This is a genomic window from Comamonas avium (genome assembly GCF_014836675.1).
In the GTDB taxonomy this organism is placed as follows: domain Bacteria; phylum Pseudomonadota; class Gammaproteobacteria; order Burkholderiales; family Burkholderiaceae_C; genus Comamonas; species Comamonas avium.
In genome coordinates, this window is sequence record NZ_JACSQK010000001.1 from 510877 (window position 1) to 526756 (window position 15880).

Annotated in this window: 13 protein-coding genes; 4 read left to right on the forward strand and 9 right to left on the reverse strand. The window is 57.9% G+C overall.

What is annotated here, in order from left to right; all coding sequences use genetic code 11:
* Window positions 1-25 precede the first annotated feature (25 nt).
* The 6 genes from H9646_RS02275 to H9646_RS02300 form a co-directional block, all read right to left on the reverse strand.
* Window positions 26-1945 (reverse strand): UvrD-helicase domain-containing protein, encoded by a 1920-nt coding sequence (locus H9646_RS02275; protein WP_191721692.1) that lies wholly within the window; start codon window positions 1943-1945, stop codon window positions 26-28.
* A 345-nt stretch (window positions 1946-2290) separates the two neighbouring features.
* A complete protein-coding gene (locus tag H9646_RS02280; RefSeq protein ID WP_191721693.1) occupies window positions 2291-3022 on the reverse strand; it encodes a hypothetical protein in 732 nt (243 codons plus the stop codon).
* A 19-nt stretch (window positions 3023-3041) separates the two neighbouring features.
* Window positions 3042-3512 (reverse strand): EVE domain-containing protein, encoded by a 471-nt coding sequence (locus H9646_RS02285; RefSeq protein ID WP_191721694.1) that lies wholly within the window; start codon window positions 3510-3512, stop codon window positions 3042-3044.
* A gap of 106 nt (window positions 3513-3618) precedes the next feature.
* On the reverse strand, window positions 3619-4152 hold the full coding sequence (locus H9646_RS02290; RefSeq protein WP_225213920.1) for a hypothetical protein: 534 nt from the start codon (window positions 4150-4152) through the stop codon (window positions 3619-3621).
* 28 nt (window positions 4153-4180) lie between these two features.
* Window positions 4181-4438, reverse strand: coding sequence for a GlsB/YeaQ/YmgE family stress response membrane protein (locus H9646_RS02295; RefSeq protein WP_191721695.1), 258 nt, complete (start codon window positions 4436-4438; stop codon window positions 4181-4183).
* Window positions 4439-4540: 102 nt separating this feature from the next.
* Window positions 4541-5320 (reverse strand): glutamine amidotransferase, encoded by a 780-nt coding sequence (locus tag H9646_RS02300; RefSeq protein ID WP_191721696.1) that lies wholly within the window; start codon window positions 5318-5320, stop codon window positions 4541-4543.
* Window positions 5321-5511: 191 nt separating this feature from the next.
* Between H9646_RS02300 and H9646_RS02305 the strand changes: the two genes are divergently transcribed.
* Window positions 5512-6870, forward strand: a complete 1359-nt coding sequence (locus tag H9646_RS02305) for an alanine/glycine:cation symporter family protein (protein WP_191721697.1) — start codon at window positions 5512-5514, stop codon at window positions 6868-6870.
* A 121-nt stretch (window positions 6871-6991) separates the two neighbouring features.
* Here H9646_RS02305 and H9646_RS02310 read toward each other — a convergent pair whose 3' ends face one another.
* From H9646_RS02310 to H9646_RS02320, 3 genes are all read right to left on the reverse strand, one after another.
* Window positions 6992-7984, reverse strand: coding sequence for a tyrosine-type recombinase/integrase (locus tag H9646_RS02310; RefSeq protein ID WP_191721698.1), 993 nt, complete (start codon window positions 7982-7984; stop codon window positions 6992-6994).
* 55 nt (window positions 7985-8039) lie between these two features.
* Window positions 8040-10046 (reverse strand): PAS domain S-box protein, encoded by a 2007-nt coding sequence (locus tag H9646_RS02315; RefSeq protein WP_225213921.1) that lies wholly within the window; start codon window positions 10044-10046, stop codon window positions 8040-8042.
* Between the two features lie 209 nt (window positions 10047-10255).
* Window positions 10256-10918, reverse strand: coding sequence for a GntR family transcriptional regulator (locus H9646_RS02320; protein WP_191721700.1), 663 nt, complete (start codon window positions 10916-10918; stop codon window positions 10256-10258).
* Window positions 10919-11039: 121 nt separating this feature from the next.
* On the opposite strand from H9646_RS02320, the gene scpA reads away from it, so the two are divergent.
* The 3 genes from scpA (at window position 11040) to H9646_RS02335 (ending at window position 15879) form a co-directional block, all read left to right on the forward strand.
* On the forward strand, window positions 11040-13229 hold the full coding sequence (gene scpA / locus H9646_RS02325; protein WP_225213922.1) for a methylmalonyl-CoA mutase: 2190 nt from the start codon (window positions 11040-11042) through the stop codon (window positions 13227-13229).
* A 32-nt stretch (window positions 13230-13261) separates the two neighbouring features.
* Window positions 13262-14272 (forward strand): methylmalonyl Co-A mutase-associated GTPase MeaB, encoded by a 1011-nt coding sequence (meaB, locus tag H9646_RS02330; RefSeq protein ID WP_191721701.1) that lies wholly within the window; start codon window positions 13262-13264, stop codon window positions 14270-14272.
* 65 nt (window positions 14273-14337) lie between these two features.
* The gene (locus tag H9646_RS02335; protein ID WP_191721702.1) at window positions 14338-15879 is read left to right on the forward strand and encodes an acyl-CoA carboxylase subunit beta; all 1542 of its coding nucleotides are present in this window, start codon (window positions 14338-14340) and stop codon (window positions 15877-15879) included.
* Window position 15880: the final 1 nt, after the last annotated feature.

Genomic DNA, 15880 nt, shown 5'->3' on the forward strand with positions numbered 1-15880 from the left:
GCTGGTGCACGGCTTGAGCACGGCGTCAATGGTCAAACGCTTGAATGCGGCGAGTGGCATGCTCCAAAAGCCACAGCCGGTGTTTGGCACGTGTCATGGCGACATAGAGGCGGTTGCGCTCCAGAAAAGCAATTTCTCTGGGCGCGGGTGCCGGAAAGCGGCCGGGCTCCAAAAATGGCAGGGCCACGCATTCAAACTCTTGTCCCTTGGCTTGCTCAATGCTGAGCAGCTGGAAATCAAAGCCTGGGCCATAGCGTAGCGTTTTTTGATAGCGCTGCGCCATACCAGCTACTTGCTCAAGCACTTGCGATACAGACATGCCTGTGATGGCCTGCATAAAGCTCTGGATGCCTGCTTGCAGGCGCTCTTTTTCATCATGAGGCATGGGGGTGGCGGCGAACAGGCCCCAGATATCTGCCTGCTCCAGCAGGGCCTTGGCATTGTTTTGCAGGGCCAGCGGCAAGGCGAGAAAGCTGCCAAACGCAGCAAAGTTGCGCTGGCCGCCCTGCAAACTGGTTTGCCCAATCAAGAAACGCCAGATGCCTTGCGGGTGGGCGTGCATTTGCTCTGCCATGGTGGTCAGTTCACTGTCTTGCTGGCGTGCATCGACGCTGCCTTTGCCAAAGTACAGGGCTCCATCGATAAATGCCGAAAGAATGTCTGTGCCCAGGATGCAGGTACTGCTTTTCCAGTCGCTCGCCTGCATGCCATGGGCATACAGCAAGCCCAGCAGCAGTGCCACCTCGCGTTGCAGATAAAACGGTTGAAAACCATGGACGCTGACTGTTTTGCCTGCGGCATGCACCGCCCATTCCAGCGCTGTGGCTTCATGGGGGTGGCGCAAGATGACAGTCAGTGGCAGGCGCTGCGCACCAGCGGGCTGCACGATGGAGGCTTGCGCCTGCAGCAGCTGGCTGATGCATTGCGCATCGCTCTCGTAGGTCCAGCTGGTGACTGTGCTGCGACGGCTGCTGGTGGCTTTCATGTCCACATCAAACCAGCGGTTCACGGCTTGCGCGATTTGCGGGCCAAAGCGGCGTGAATGGGTCAGGGGCAGGCTTTCGGTGGCCTGGGGTAGAAAGTCAGCCAGCTGGTGCAGCTTGTCCTGAAAGACAGACCATGCCTGGGCTTCAATGTGCTGGTTAAAGTCACCCGCGCCCAAGAATCTGGCGTTGCTGGCACTCAAAATCTGGCGCAGCACTGTCAGCGAGGTCAGATCCAGGTCGTGCATTTCATCAAACAGCACGAGGTCGTAGGGGGCGGGCAAAGTGTCGCCATCTTCCTGCGCCAGCGCGTAGGTGCAGTCGCCCTCGGCGTAGTAGCTGATATCGCCGCAGTGGTCGATACGCAAACGCTCATAGGCCATGAACAGCCGCGCCTGGGTGTAGTCGAGCAGGTGCGTTTCACAAAACTCCACCAGTTCACAGCCTTCCTGGCGCAGTTGCTGCAGCAGCATTGATTTTTTGGCCGCGCGATTGAACGCCAAAAATGCCTGCATGTCGACTTCGCTGGGCATGCTGATGAGCTCATCAGGCTGGCGCTGCAGTTGTTCTTCGAGCAGTTGCAGCGCCTTTTTGGCTTGCTGGCGCAGCTCGACAGGCTCGGTCACAAAGCGTACGGCGGGATCGCGCTGGCGCAGAAGGCGGGCGCACCAGCGCTCCAGCGTGGTGACATGGATCTGGGGGGGCATGTCGCGCACCAGCATGTGCAGCCGGTGCTTGAATGCCTGCACCCCAGACTTGGAACAGGCCAGCACCAGAATGCGGGTATCTGGGCGCGTACGCAGTGCTTGCACAGCGCTGCATGCCAGCGTGGTGGTCTTACCGGTGCCAGCCAGTGCCGCCATGATGGCCGAGGGCGCTTTACTGGACACAATGGCCTGCTGTTCTGTGGTGAGCAGAAGCGTCTGGCCATGGTCGGTTGGAAAAGCGTTAGGGCGTTGCATAGGCTAAAAATAAAGAAACTGTATAAATGTACAGTTTCTGTGGAATTGACACTCCAAGCCTACTGCATAGCGGCTGTCTGGCTATGTGTTTGCTTGGGGCAAGGTGATTTTTACAGTCAGCACAGTGGCGGTTTGCGGCACGGATGCCCGCTCAGCCATAGGTTGAGTGCAGCTATGGCTACTACCGCCTATTGAGCCCCAGTTTGGAGTGGAGGCGACGCACGAAACACGACGTAAAAACACGGCGCAAAAAACACGACGCACAGAACACGAAATCGCAGTCAAGTACCAAAGACCGGGAAAAGGCGCAGTCAGGGCGTACAAAGGAGGGCTCAAAGGGGGCGCTCAGAGGGTGTCTTCGTTGCGGCGTGTACCCATGCCCATTCCAAACCCCATACCTCCGCCACCACCGCCACCGCCACCCGAACCTGCGCGCTGGCCACCGCCTGCGCTGCCTTCGGCATTGCCACCGCGCCGGCCACCAGCGCTGCCGGAGGTGCTGGGGCGCACAGGGCCTTGATTGGGAATGCTGACGTCTGGCGGAATGGGCTCCAGATACAGCGCGGCGCGGATGAACTGGCGCAGCGATGCCACCAGGGCTGCCGTTTGCACGGGGCGACCGGTCACCATGTCTTGCGCCGCTTGCGCGGCCATGCGCACCTGGTCTTCGGTGCCGAGCAAGATGATGTCGGACAGCGCAGCTTCTACCGCATCGCGTGTGCGCCGCTGGCGTTCAGAGCTGCCGCTGATGGTGGCGCTGTCATCGTCCTCATCAGGTTCGAGCGCATCTGTCAGGCTGTCTTCTGCTCGGTCACTGGCTTGCGCCGTGGCACGTGCTTCGCGCAAATGCAAGGGGCTGACGGTGAGGTTGCCGGTGAACGAGCCTCCCAGCGTCTTGTAGGCGGCCATCAGCGAGCGCAGGCGTTCGTTGATCTGGCGATTTTCACGTTCACGGCGTTTCTGGATGGTTTGCATGAACAGCAGGCGCACGCCCATCATCATCAACGTCATCAGCAGCAGCCCCAGTACCGTGGTGGCAAGCGATGACCAGGAGCTGAAATCAAACATGCCGCGCATAGCTGGAGCCTGCTTTCTTTTATTTAAGGAGCGTGTCCATGATGTAGTGCCATTCTTCGGGTGTCACCGGGGTGATGGACAGGCGATTGCCGCGCTGCAGCACGCGCATGTTCTCCAGCGCCTTGTGTTCACGCAGCTCGGCGATGGAGACATAGCGCGTTTTTTTGACTGCCTGCACGTCCACCAGAAGCCAGCGTGGTTTGTCGGGAGGCGATTTGGGGTCGTAGTAGGGATCGGCCGGGTCAAACTGCGTAGGGTCCACACGCAGGTTGCCTGCAATGCGTGCAATGCCGTGGATGCCAGGCTCTGCACAGCTGGAGTGCCAGTACAGCACACCGTCGCCCACCTGCATCTGGTCGCGCATGAAATTGCGGGCCTGGTAGTTGCGCACGCCCGTCCATGCAATGCATTGATCAGGGGCGTTGAGTGCGTGGTCTATGGAGTATTCATCGGGCTCATTTTTCATGAGCCAGTATTGGGTGCTGGGCATTGCGTTATTTAAGCATTGAGCGGCGCAGTGTGCATGCAAAGTTCTGCCAAAAATACCTCAGGCAGGACTTTGGCTCAGTCATGCAGGCGCTGCTTGCCGTGCACCGTCAAGCGTTGACAGGCGTGACGATGCCCGCTTGCAGGCTTTGGGCATGCTCGACCACGCGCACGCAGTCGTTGATGTGGCGTTGGCCCAGATAGCGCAAGGTGCCATAACCGACGGTGGCGGCAATGGCCTGGCCTGCGAAGGGGATGAACTTGGCAAACTGCTTGGTGCCCATGCGTGCCCCCACCGTGCGCGCCAGGCGCAAGACCATTTGTCGCGTGAGCAGTTTGCCGATAAAGACCGAGCCGACCATGGCGACCGCTTTTTGCACCTGATCGCGCATGTGGGGGTCAAGGGCGTCGATCTGTTGCGGGGTCAGGCCAAATTCTTTGCTGATATCGGGCAGCAGCTTGGACAAAATGGCTGCATCCACCGCCCAGTCCAGACCGGGGATGGGTACGGCACTGGCTGCGCCCGCCAGCAAGGCGCGTTGATGCAGCTTGGCGCGGCTGCGCTCAACGGCCTGACTGAGTGCCTGTGCAGTGCTGGGCATGTGCCCCAGCGAAGGGGCGCTGTGCATGTCGCGAATTTTCATTGGCGATACGGGTTAATTGCGGGGGGACTTAGCGGCTGGTTTTGCTGCGCACGAGGTTGTAGAGAAACAGGACGACGATGGCGCCAATGATGGAAGCAATCCAGCCGGCGGTGCTTCCTTCGGGGTAAAAGCCCATGGCAACGCCTGCGTAGCTGGCCAGGAAAGAACCGACGATACCCAGCACGATGGTCATGAGCCAGCCCATGTTGTCATCGCCTGGTTTCAGGGCGCGTGCAATCAGGCCGACGATCAAACCGACAAACAAAGTACCCAGTATGGACATCATGTGCGTAGCTCCATTGCATTGAATGCACTGACTCTAGAAGCAAGGCCTTGCCGTGCGCGTCAGACAGATGCTTGCATTGGTGCCACGCAGAAAAAATAACGGTCAAACCACTGGCTGAAAAGCGACTGGCTGGCGTGCGAAATTTTGCGCATGCCGCGCAAAGTGGTTGAGCAGCTGTGCGGCATCGGGTGTCTCGGAGCAGCGCAGGTTTTGCGCAGGCAAGCGGGAGCCGTTTTTGGCCAGATCCTGCTGCACATGGTCGATGTAGCCTTGCATGGCGCCGGTGCTGAACTCGGGGTGAAACTGCACGCCCCATACGTTGCTACGCCAGCGGAACGCGTGATGGGGCTCATGACAATTGCCTGCCAGCACGCATGCGCCTTCAGGCAAGCGGCGCACACTTTGGTAGTGCACCGCATGGGCTTCAAAACAAATGGGCATGTGCTGCCAGATGGGGTCCAGTGAGACATCGGCCTGAATCGACACAGGTACGGTGCCCAGCTCCAGCCCTGCCGGGTGCATGCCCACCTGACCGCCCAGCGTTTTGGCCAGCAACTGGTGGCCAAAGCAAATGCCCAGTACCGGCACGCCTGCATGGCAGATCTGCAGGAGCCAGTGCGCGAGCCGCTGCATCCATGGGGCATCGTCGGTCACCATGTTGTGAGAGCCACTGATGACGATGCCTGCGCATGCATGCGGTTCGGGGTAGCAAAGCGGGCCATGACCACTGGCTGCGGCATCAATGACTGCCATGGCAGGGCGCTCGGTTGGCAGCACGTGTTTGGGGTGCAGGCCTGCCTGCATCCACTGTTCAAAGTCACCGTGCTGCTGGCGAATGGCAGGGAACGTACTGCCCGTTTTGATGATGTACAGCGTGCGCATTCCTGCCCTCCGATTGCAAGTTTATGCACGAAAAGCTAGCAAGTTATGCGCCAGAGCAAAGTGTCACAGAGGGGAAAAGGTAGTCACTCACTGCACAAGTTGCATCACAGGCGGAGAATGTCGCCCTTGTCTTTTGCGACGGCGTCATTTCAGCATGCTCTCGCAGATGCATCAAATTGAAGAATAACGGTATGCAACAACTCACACAATGGCTCCACACGCTCAATGGCATGGTTTGGGGCGTTCCCATGATCGTGCTGATTTTGGGCACAGGTTTTTATCTGCAGCTGCGTCTGGGCTTTATGCCATTGCGCAATATTGGCTACGGCTTTCGCATGATCTGGAAGAGCCGCACGGTCGAAGACAAATCCAGCGGTGATATCTCTCCCTATGCTGCGCTGATGACTGCGCTGTCTGCCACGGTAGGTACGGGCAATATTGCAGGCGTGGCTACGGCAATTGCCGTGGGTGGGCCGGGTGCCTTGTTCTGGATGTGGATGACCGCCATTGTGGGCATGGCCACCAAGTACGCGGAAGTGGTGGTGGCGGTGAAGTTTCGCGAAAAAAATGCCAACGGCCAGTGGGTGGGCGGCCCTATGTACGCCATCAAAAACGGTCTGGGCCCCAAGTGGCGCTGGCTGGCAACGGCGTTTGCGGTGTTTGGCGGTCTGGCTGGATTTGGCATTGGAGCCATGGTGCAGGCCAACGGTATCTCCTCGGCCATGCAAGGTGCGTTTGGTCTGCAGACGTGGATCACCGGTCTGGCCGTTGCAGCCCTGACTGCTGCTGTGGTGCTGGGCGGCATCAAGCGCATCGGTGCTGTAGCTGAAAAGCTGGTGCCTTCCATGTGCATCGTCTACATCATCTGCGTGCTGTGGGTGCTGGGTACTTATTACGCGCAGATTCCTGCTGCGTTTGCGCTGATCATTGAGCAGGCCTTCAATCCTACGGCAGCGGTGGGTGGTTTTGCGGGATCGACCGTGCTGATGGCCATCCGCATGGGTGTGGCGCGCGGTATCTTCTCGAATGAGGCGGGTCTGGGTACGGCGGGTATTGCGCAGGCGGCAGGCCAGAGCAAGGACCCGGTGTTCTCCGGCATTGTGGGCATGATGGGCACCTTCATTGACACCATCATCGTGTGCACCATGACGGGTCTGGCCATTGTGGTGAGCGGTGTCTGGAACAGCGGTGCCAGCGGCGCGCTGCTGAGCACGCAGAGCTTTGAAGCGGCCATGCCCGGTATTGGTAAATATTTGCTGGCAATTTCGCTGGCGCTGTTTGCCTTCACCACCATTTTGGGCTGGGCGTACTACGGCGAAAAATGCTGGACATATCTGGTTGGCCCCGTGTGCGAAAAGCCATTTCGCATTCTGTGGGTGGTGGGCGTATTTGTGGGTGCCGTGGTGACGCTGGATGTGGCGTGGCTGGTGGCCGATACCTTGAACGCGCTGATGGCGATTCCCAATCTGATCTCGCTGCTCATGCTGTCGCCCGTGATTGCCAAGCTGACCAGGGATTACTTTGACGGCAGACAGGCTGGTGTGAAGTAAGGCTTGCAGTTGCTAAAAAGAGAGCTGTCAGCGCTTGTGTGTGCTTGTTTTCAGATATAAAAGTATCTGAAACGTAATGTGCATATGCGCTGGCAGCTCTCTTTTTTATTTGGTCTGGAAATTACAACTGCGCCGTGTCATCTCCAAAGTAGGCACGCAGGTGCAGCAAGGCGTTGGGGCTTTTCATGCCTGAGCGTGCCAGCACCTCATCGACACTGCAGCCGCTATCGAGCCACTGCACCAGCACGGTATTGCGCACGACCTGTGGCCCCATGCGCGCGGGCTCGGGCAGCTGGCTGGCATGGGCTGCTTGTTTGAGCGTTTTGGTGACCAGATGCAGCAAGGTGTGGTTGGACAGCTGGGGGGCTTTGCGTGTGCAAAACAGCGCCGCCTGCCCCTGCATGGCGTGGTAGCCCGCGCGGACCTGCAGCCAGTGCCGCAGGGCGGCGTACAGCTTGTCGGACACGGGCAGGGCGCGCGTTTGCTTGTCGCGCTCGCCAATGATCTGGATGGCTTCAACCTTGTGGGGCTCTTGCTGTGACCAGCGCAGGCTGCCCATCTCCAGAAATCGCACTTCCTCGGGCGTCAGGCCCAGCTCCATCAGCAAGATCAGGATGGCGCGGTCGCGGCTGCTGATCAGATCATCGGGCTGCGGAATCTGCCGCTCCAAAGCACGCCACATGCGCGGCGAAAGTATGGCGCCCTTGGGGTCCTCGCTGGGCGGCATGTCCTGCTCTGTCAGGCCCTGGGCCGGATTGTCCGGTGCCCAGCGGTGCAGCACGGCGTGGTCATACACCCGGTCCAGCACACGCCAGTAACGCCGGCGCGTGATGTCGCTGGGCTTGGAGCGCTTGGGGCTTTGCGGCCCGTGGTTGATGAACTCGAGCACCTGTACCGGCGTGGCGCTGGCCCAGATGTGCGGATCGCCCGCTTCACCACCACCGGCCAAAAAGCGCAGCCAGGAGTGCCAGATAAAGCCATAAGGTCTGGCAGCATCAGGGCTCAAAGGCTCCCAGGGGTCTTGCCCGCAAGTGAGCAGCCAATGGTCAAACGCATTGTCGCCGCGCATGGCTGTCAGGGGCAGGCTATCGAGGGTGTTCAGGCAGGCAGACATTCAGGCAATCAGGGGCAAGAGAAATCGAGCAAATATTTTGCTTGATACCCAGTGCTCACCAGTGCACTTGCGCATTGGGATTGCTCCACAGCGGGGCCATATTCTCAAGTGTGGTCTCCATAAGCTCAGTGGCAGTCAAAGAAGACTGCAGCGTCGAGCCAGAGCCCAGCAATATTTCCTGCACCCCGTATTTGCTATAACTGGCACTGGCCTCGTGCAGGGTGTGGCCCAGGCGCTGAATCAGGGCTTTGAATGCCTGCTGCTCCTTGAAGCCAGGCAGCAGCAAGGCCAGATGGTCCTCTCCAAAGCGAGCCAGTGTGTCGGTACTGCGCAGCTGCTGCTGCAACAGCTGCGCCAGCACGCGCAATGCACCCGTGAAGTCTGTGTTGCCGGGCTGCATGGCTGGGCCTTGGGCCGGCAATATCTTGACGACCATGATTCCCACGTGGGTGGCCTTGCGCCGCGCTGTCAGCACCGCGCTGCTCAATCGATCCATGAACAGCTTCTGGCCAGGCAGGCCTGTGACGCTGTCGTGCAAGTCGGCGTAGGGCAGCGTGCCTTCAAGGCCCGGGCGCTCACTCACGTCGCTGACCACGGCAATGAAGTGCTGCGGGCGCTGCAGCTCGCTGAGCACAGGAGAGATTGACAGGCGCTGCATCCACACTGAGCCATTACTGCGCGTGAACATGATTTCACTTTGCCAGTACTGCTGGGTGGCCACCACTTGCCACAGCTTGCTCATATCGGGTGGGATGTCTGTGTCCTCATACAGTGATTCCAGCGACCGGCCCACGCAGCTTTCACGCGTTTTTTCCATCAGGCGCAAAAAGGCGGGGTTGACATCGGAGATGTTGTGATTGGCATCCACAATCGCCACACCTTCGCGCACGTGGTGGAACACGCTGGCTGCAATACGCAGCTGTGCATCGGTGCGCTTGCGTTCTGAAATATCTTGCAGGTAGCCCACAAAAATAGTGCCATCAGGCGTTAGCGCTTTGCCGATGGCCAGCTGCAAAGGAACGTGGCGTCCATCCTTGCGTTTGCCCAGGACTTCTCGGCCATTGATGGAAATGGCCCGGTTGGGCTGGCCCACGTGCCGCTCGAGGTGTCCATCGTGCTGCTCGGACAAAGGCGAGGGCATGAGGGTGGACACATTGCGGCCCGCAATTTCGTCCTTGCTATAGCCAAAAATACGTTCCGCTGCGGGATTGAAATCTTGGATATGCCCTTTGGCATCGATGGTGATAAAGCCGTCTTCTGCCGTGTCAATCATGGCGTTCAAGCGCGCATCGCGCACCGCAACGGCCTGCCACAGATCGCGGTAACGCAGCAGTGCATTGGCCAGCCCCAAAATCAGGAACACAACAAAGGACATGGCTGCAATCAGCAACGGCAGCGATTCGCTGTGCTCCATCTGTGCCTGCGCCCCAGGCTGCTGTGGTGCTTGCACTGCAACGCGCAGCGCCAGCATGGAGATGTAGTGCATGCTGGCAATTGCAAGGCTCATCAGCAATGGGGGCAGCAAGCGCCATGACCAGTGAAGGCGGTCAACCCCGTAGCTGTAAATAATGCGCTGGCACACAAATGCCACAACAGAACACATCAAGCCCGCCAGAAGAGACAGCACTGACAGCGGTAAATCAAAAAGCATGCGGCCATCAAGGCGCATGGCGGCAATGCCGCTGTAATGCATGGCCCCAATGCCCAGGGCGGCCATGGTGGCGCTGACCAAGATACGTGTATTTGAGGGATTGACTGACTGCAAGGACCACAGGGCCAGCCATGCAGCGACCATGCCTGGAATGATGGACAGCCCCGTGCCTAAAGGGTCGTAATGCACGGCAGTGGGCAAGCGCATGGCCAGCATGCCAATAAAGTGCATGGCCCAGATGCCCAGACCCAGCACCATGCTGGCGCACAGCAACGACACTCGGCGGTGACTGAGCGCTGCAGCCTGGCGGTTGGCATGTGCCATGTAGAAGGCGGCACAGCTGCTGATGAATACAACCAGCAGCGAAAGTACCACCAGCCCTAGATTGTGGCTTGCATGCACCAGCGCCATGGTGTGGTGGCTACTCGCAGAATCTGTAACGAATGGGCCAAGCACGTTCTTCCTTTGAAAACGAGAGTCGATAAATTGAAGATGAAATTCAATTTGTATCTACATTACATGAGCTGGCTAACAACGTACAACGATTGAAACAGATGGTGCAATTTCAATACATAGTCACAGACTAATGTTACTTAATGTGTCGCTATGTAGGATAAATGCTATAGGGACTTCTTCTCGATAGTTACTGCCGCCATCAATCCGTTTTGAAAGTGCGTCAGCATGGCCGCTCTGGTTGCGTCAGCGTTGCGCTCAACCAGTGAGCGCATCACATCACTGTGCTCTTTGAGGCTGTCTTCAATACGGCCTTGCTTGAACAGTGACTGGTGGCGATTGAGCTTCATTACCTTGCGCAGATCCGCCACAGACTGGCTCAGAAAGCGGTTGCCGCACAGGGTCAGCAATGCCATGTGAAATTGCTCGTTGATCTGAAAAAACCTGTTGGCGTCGTGTACTGCGCGCTCCAGTTGACGGTGCAGGTCGTGCAATTGCTGCAGCTCAGCAGCAGTGGCGGTTTGCGCCACGGCTGCGGCGGCATCGCTTTCCAGCAGCGCAAGCAGGTGGTAGACATCGCGCAGGTCTTTTTCTGAGACTTCTGTCACATAGGCACCACGGCGTACCTTCATGGTGACCAGGCCTTCGGCGGCCAGTACCTTCAAAGCTTCGCGCAAAGGCGTGCGACTGATGCCGAATTCTTCAACCATCTTCATCTCATCAATCCAGCTGCCGGGCTCGAGCTCGCGGCTGTAGATGCGTTGGCGCACCAGTTCAGCCACTTCGATATACAGCGGTTTGGGTGTGAGCAGGGCGGTGGTTTCCGTCATCGATTTCCTAGGGCTAACCCCATGGGGTGTGCAGTAGTTATGAATCAATAATTATGAATCACAAAAAGTTTGGAAGACTTCTCGTTTTCCAGCACACGACCAAACGGAGACGGTTGTAACCATGGGTATTGACGCAAAGCTGGGCCAGACGGCGGCCAAAGTAGCACCGGAATTTCAAGCACCAAGCTTGGCCGATTGGGAAAAGGCTTCAGCCAAAGCATCACCGGGGGGAGATGTTCACAACCTCAACTGGGTCACCCCAGACGGCATCACAGTCAAGCCGCTGTACACCGCACAAGATATCGAAGGCTTGCCGCACGCCAATACCTTGCCTGGTTTTGCACCCTATATCCGTGGCCCGCAAACCACCATGTACGCGGGTCGCCCCTGGACCATTCGCCAGTACGCAGGCTTTTCTACCGCAGAAGAATCCAACGCTTTCTATCGCAAGGCGCTGGCAGCGGGAGGGCAAGGTGTGTCGGTGGCATTTGACCTGGCCACGCACCGGGGCTATGACTCAGACCACCCCCGGGTAACGGGTGATGTGGGCAAGGCCGGGGTCGCCATTGACTCGGTGGAAGACATGAAAATCCTCTTTGACCAGATCCCGCTGGACAAAGTCTCAGTTTCCATGACCATGAACGGGGCGGTGCTGCCGGTGCTGGCTGGCTATGTGGTTGCCGCCGAAGAGCAGGGCGTATCGCAGGATCAGTTGTCCGGAACCATTCAGAACGACATTCTGAAAGAGTTCATGGTGCGCAACACCTATATCTACCCGCCCCAGCCTTCAATGAAGATCATTGGCGACATCATCGAGTACACGAGCAAGAACATGCCCAAGTTCAACTCGATCTCGATCTCGGGCTATCACATGCAGGAAGCAGGTGCCAATCAGGCGCTGGAGCTGGCTTTCACGCTGGCCGATGGCAAGGAATACGTCAAAACAGCCACCGCAAAGGGCATGGATGTGGACGATTTTGCAGGCCGCCTGTCGTTCTTCTGGGCGATTGGCATGAATTTCTATCTCGAAATCGCCAAGATGCGAGCTGCGCGCCTGCTGTGGTGCCGGATCATGCAGGACTTTGGTGCCAAGAAACCCAAAAGCCTGATGCTGCGCACGCACTGCCAGACCTCTGGCTGGAGCCTGACCGAGCAAGACCCGTACAACAACGTGGTGCGCACCACGATTGAGGCCATGGCCGCCGTGTTTGGTGGCACGCAAAGCCTGCACACCAACAGTTTTGATGAGGCCATTGCACTGCCCACCGAGTTCTCGGCGCGCATTGCCCGCAATACCCAGCTCATCATTCAGGAAGAGACGCACATCACCAATGTGATTGATCCGTGGGCGGGCTCCTACATGATGGAGACGCTTACGCAGGAAATGGCAGACAAGGCGTGGGCTATTTTTGAAGAAGTCGAAGCCATGGGCGGCATGACCGCCGCTGTAGACAGTGGCTGGGCCAAGCTCAAGATTGAAGCCGCAGCCGCTGAAAAACAGGCGCGCATTGACTCGGGTAAAGACGTGATTGTGGGGGTCAACAAATACAAGCTGGCCAAAGAAGACCCCATCGATATTCTGGAGGTGGACAACGTCAAGGTGCGCGACAGCCAGATTGAGCGCTTGAACGCTATCAAGCAGCAACGCGATGCGGCCCTTGTGGCGCAAGCGCTGGACGCGTTGACTTCAGCAGCGCAATCAGGCCAGGGCAACTTGCTGGATCTGTCCATTCAAGCCATGCGTTTGCGCGCTACGGTGGGTGAGGTTTCTGACGCTCTGGAAAAAGTCTTTGGCCGCCACCGTGCGGATACACAAAAGGTGACCGGTGTGTACGCTGCCGCTTATGACTCTGCTGAAGGCTGGGACAAACTTAAGACCGAGATCGATCAGGCGGCTGAAAGCCTGGGTCGCCGCCCACGCGTGATGATTGCCAAACTGGGCCAGGACGGCCATGACCGAGGCGCCAAGGTAGTGGCCACGGCCTTTGCCGATCTGGGTTTTGACGTTGACATGGGGCCGCTCTTTCAGACCCCGGAAGAATGCGCGCGGCAAGCGATCGAAAACGACGTGCACGCGGTGGGTGTCTCGACACTGGCTGCGGGCCACAAAACCTTGGTGCCCGCCATCATTGAAGAGCTCAAAAAGCAGGGTGCAGACGACATCATTGTCTTTGTCGGTGGCGTGGTGCCTGCGCAGGACTACGACTTCCTGTTCAAGGCGGGCGTCAAGGGTGTGTACGGCCCAGGCACTGCCATTCCTGCCAGCGCCAAGGACGTGCTGGAGAACATCAAGAAAGCGGCTGCGCGCTGAGCGCCCCTCTATATAGAAATAGAGAGCTTGTTGTGACACCTGAGCAATTGCAAGAAGGCATCTTGCATGGCAATGCAGCTGTGCAACGCCGTGCCATGGCCAAGGCCATCACGTTGCTGGAATCTACGCGCAGCGACCACCGGACTTTGGCCGATGGCTTGCTTACCGCTTTGCTGCCTTACACAGGCAAAGCGCTGCGGCTGGGTATCAGCGGCGTGCCGGGCGTGGGTAAATCCACCTTTATTGAAACACTGGGCATGCAGCTGACAGCACAGGGCCACAGGGTTGCCGTGCTGGCAATTGACCCTTCTTCGACGGTTTCTGGCGGCTCGATCTTGGGCGACAAGACGCGCATGGAGCACCTGTCAGTGAACCCCAATGCCTATATTCGGCCCAGCCCGTCCAGCGGCACGCTGGGCGGAGTGGCCGAGAAAACCCGAGAGGCCATGCTGGTCTGTGAAGCCGCTGGCTACGACGTGGTCATTGTTGAAACCGTTGGCGTAGGGCAGAGCGAAATTGCCGTGCATGGCATGACAGACATGTACTGCGTACTGCAGTTGCCTAACGCCGGCGATGACCTGCAGGCCATTAAAAAGGGCGTGATGGAGCGGGCGGATCTGGTGGTGATCAATAAAGCCGACATTGACCCGCACGCGGCCACCAGGGCAGAGGCACAAATCACCTCCAGCCTGCGCTTGCTGGGAATGCATGGCAACCCAGACAACGCCAGCCACAACGAGCAGTTGTGGCAGCCCAAGGTGCTGCAGATGAGCGCTTTAAAGGGCGAGGGGGTCGAGCGGTTCTGGCAGATGGTGCAGCGCTTTCAGATGCTGCAAACCCGCAATGGCCGCCTCAAGCAACGCAGAGAGCAGCAGTCTTTGGCCTGGATGTGGGAGCGCATTGATGCCGGTCTGAAGCAGGCATTCAAGCAGCACCCCAAGGTGCAGGCATTGCTTCCCGACATTCAAGCTGACGTGGTTGCAGGGCGTTTGCCAGCCAGTACGGCCGCACGGCAATTGCTCAATGCCCAAATGGATGGGTAGATTGTTGAATCTACATTACATGAATTAAAAGTGACTACTTAAAGAAGGCACAGAGGAAGACAAACATGGAACAAGCAAACAACATCCTTGAGCAGCTCGAAAGCAAAAGAGAGCTGGCCAGATTAGGTGGCGGCCAAAAACGTATTGATGCGCAGCACAAGAAAGGCAAGCTCACTGCCCGTGAACGCATTGAACTGCTGCTGGACGATGGCACCTTTGAAGAGTGGGACATGTTTGTTGAGCACCGCTGCACCGACTTTGGCATGGAAAACACCAAAATTCCCGGTGATGGCGTTGTCACTGGCTACGGCATGATCAATGGCCGTCTGGTGTTTGTCTTCAGCCAGGACTTCACGGTGTTTGGCGGGGCGTTGTCTGAAACCCATGCAGAAAAAATCTGCAAGGTGATGGACCAGGCCATGAAGGTTGGCGCTCCGGTGATCGGCCTCAATGATTCAGGTGGTGCCCGTATTCAGGAAGGTGTCGCCAGCCTGGGGGGCTATGCCGATGTGTTCCAAAAGAACGTGCTGGCATCGGGCGTAGTGCCGCAGATTTCCATGATCATGGGCCCATGCGCTGGTGGTGCGGTGTATTCACCGGCCATGACAGACTTCATTTTCATGGTCAAGGACAGCAGCTACATGTTTGTGACCGGCCCCGAAGTGGTCAAAACCGTCACACATGAAGAAGTCACCGCTGAAGAGCTCGGCGGCGCTATCACCCACACCAGCAAAAGCGGTGTGGCCGATATGGCGTTTGACAACGATGTCGAAGCACTGATGATGCTGCGCCGTCTGTACAACTACCTGCCGCTGAACAACCGAGAAAAAGCGCCTGTGCGCGACACAACCGACCCTGCAGACCGTTCTGATGTGTCGCTGAACTCTTTGGTGCCCGAGAACGCCAACAAGCCCTACGACATGAAGGAGCTGATTCTCAAAACGGTGGACGATGGTGATTTCTTTGAGCTGCAGCCAGACTACGCCAAGAACATCATCATTGGCTTTGCGCGCATGGCTGGGCAGACCGTCGGCATTGTGGCCAACCAGCCGCTGGTACTGGCCGGTTGCCTGGACATCAAGTCCAGCATCAAGGCAGCGCGGTTTGTGCGGTTTTGCGATGCATTCAACATTCCAGTCATTACCTTTGTGGATGTGCCAGGCTTCATGCCCGGCACATCGCAAGAGTACGGCGGCATCATCAAGCATGGCGCTAAATTGCTGTACGCGTACGCAGAGTGCACGGTGCCAAAAATTACGGTGATTACGCGTAAGGCCTACGGCGGAGCGTATGACGTGATGGCTTCCAAGCACTTGCGCGGCGACGTCAATCTGGCCTGGCCACACGCTGAAATTGCCGTAATGGGTGCCAAGGGCGCTGTGGAAATTATTTTCCGTGAAGACAAGAACGACCTCGTCAAGCTTGCAGCCCGCGAGGCAGAGTACAAAGAACGTTTCGCGAACCCCTTTGTCGCCGGCGCTCGTGGCTTCATTGATGACGTCATCCAGCCCCATGAGACGCGCAAGCGTATCTGCCGCAGTCTTGAGATGCTGAAAAACAAGCAGCTTGAGAATCCGTGGCGCAAACACGGCAACATTCCTTTGTGAA

Bases quoted from the DNA above. Each gene is read 5' to 3' on its own strand.
- H9646_RS02275 (WP_191721692.1), bottom strand. From the start codon at position 1,945: ATGCAACGCCCTAACGCTTTTCCAACCGACCATGGCCAGACGCTTCTG.
- H9646_RS02280 (WP_191721693.1), bottom strand. From the start codon at position 3,022: ATGCGCGGCATGTTTGATTTCAGCTCCTGGTCATCGCTTGCCACCACG.
- H9646_RS02285 (WP_191721694.1), bottom strand. From the start codon at position 3,512: ATGCCCAGCACCCAATACTGGCTCATGAAAAATGAGCCCGATGAATAC.
- H9646_RS02290 (WP_225213920.1), bottom strand. From the start codon at position 4,152: ATGAAAATTCGCGACATGCACAGCGCCCCTTCGCTGGGGCACATGCCC.
- H9646_RS02295 (WP_191721695.1), bottom strand. From the start codon at position 4,438: ATGATGTCCATACTGGGTACTTTGTTTGTCGGTTTGATCGTCGGCCTG.
- H9646_RS02300 (WP_191721696.1), bottom strand. From the start codon at position 5,320: ATGCGCACGCTGTACATCATCAAAACGGGCAGTACGTTCCCTGCCATT.
- H9646_RS02305 (WP_191721697.1), top strand. From the start codon at position 5,512: ATGCAACAACTCACACAATGGCTCCACACGCTCAATGGCATGGTTTGG.
- H9646_RS02310 (WP_191721698.1), bottom strand. From the start codon at position 7,984: ATGTCTGCCTGCCTGAACACCCTCGATAGCCTGCCCCTGACAGCCATG.
- H9646_RS02315 (WP_225213921.1), bottom strand. From the start codon at position 10,046: ATGGCGCTGGTGCATGCAAGCCACAATCTAGGGCTGGTGGTACTTTCG.
- H9646_RS02320 (WP_191721700.1), bottom strand. From the start codon at position 10,918: ATGACGGAAACCACCGCCCTGCTCACACCCAAACCGCTGTATATCGAA.
- scpA (WP_225213922.1), top strand. From the start codon at position 11,040: ATGGGTATTGACGCAAAGCTGGGCCAGACGGCGGCCAAAGTAGCACCG.
- H9646_RS02335 (WP_191721702.1), top strand. From the start codon at position 14,338: ATGGAACAAGCAAACAACATCCTTGAGCAGCTCGAAAGCAAAAGAGAG.